The following is a 1,177-nucleotide window of genomic DNA, read 5'->3' on the forward strand; positions in this document are numbered from 1 at the left end:
AAACCCCACTCCGTGCCTTCGTGTGAACAAAGCTTCCACCCGCCACAGGCGCAACGCAGCCTACCCGGCCAACACCACTTCGAACTCTTCGCAGGCGATCTGCAGATTGTCGTCCACGGTATAGGGGGTGCCGGCCAGAACGCGGGTGAAATAGGCGTCGTGCGCCTCCCGCCACCATGTCAGCGTCAGGTCGCCTTCGCCTTCCTTCACTGCGAAGTCCTCGTCGATATCGCCCAGCCGTTTGATTTCGACGTGCGTGGTCCGCATCACCGCGCGGGCTTGCCCATCCCAGTCGGTGACGATGGCGAATTCGCCCGGCTGCGGCACGGGATCGCCCGATGCCTCCAGTTCGGCCAGCGAGCTGGCGGTCGCCCGCTTCTTCCCCGCGACAACCAGATCGGCGCAGATGTTGGCATCTTCGCGGTTGTCGCAGAAATGGAACGCGGGCGGAATGGCGGCAGGCGCCGCCGGGTCGATTGCGCGATAGCGCTGCCAGATTTGTTCGATCGAGGGATGCATGACATGCCTCTATTCGCCCGGCTGTACGGGCCGCAAGCCCGGCAGGCCCTGCGCGGCCGCTATCCCTCGAACGTCACGTCCAGCGTGATTTCGCAATTGAGCAGTTTCGAAATCGGGCAGTTCTTCTCCGCCTCCTGCGCCAGCTCGCGGAACTTCGCTTCGTCGATTCCGGCGACTGTGCCGGTCAGCGTGAGCGCGGATTGGGTGACCGAAAAACCGTCGCCATCCTTGTCCAGCGTGACTTTGGCGGTGGTTTCCAGCGTGCCATCCTCGTGCCCCGCGCGGGCCAGCGCGAAGCTGAGCGCCATTGTGAAGCACCCGGCATGGGCACCGGCGATCAGTTCTTCCGGGTTGGTGCCGGGGGCATCTTCGAACCGGGTGTTGAAGCCATAGGGGTGATCGACCGCGCCCGATTTTGTCTTGATGTGGCCCTTGCCCTCTTTGCCCAGACCTTCGTAGCGGGCGGTGGCGGTGTTGACGGTTGCCATGGGGATATCCTGTTCTGTTGGGAAATATGTCTCCCTCACCCGACGCATGGCAGAGCGGGCGGTTCCCTGTAGAGGCGTGGTGCGGGTGTTGCCACGTTGCCTGACGGTTCCTTGCAATGACGAGGGGAGGGGCGGTAGTAGCCGGGTCACTCCACCCACCACCCCGTCAC

2 protein-coding genes are annotated in these 1,177 nt (G+C 63.7%); both read right to left on the bottom strand.

Annotated elements, in window-relative coordinates:
- Positions 1-60: 60 nt before the first annotated feature.
- Positions 61-519 (bottom strand): ASCH domain-containing protein, encoded by a 459-nt coding sequence (locus CV013_RS15345; RefSeq protein ID WP_102156578.1) that lies wholly within the window; start codon positions 517-519, stop codon positions 61-63.
- A gap of 59 nt (positions 520-578) precedes the next feature.
- Entirely contained in the window at positions 579-1,007 is a 429-nt protein-coding gene (locus CV013_RS15350) for an OsmC family protein (protein WP_102156579.1), read from the bottom strand.
- Between the last annotated feature and the right edge of the window lie 170 nt (positions 1,008-1,177).

It is taken from the genome of Tsuneonella flava, assembly GCF_002870965.1.
Taxonomy (GTDB): domain Bacteria; phylum Pseudomonadota; class Alphaproteobacteria; order Sphingomonadales; family Sphingomonadaceae; genus Tsuneonella; species Tsuneonella flava.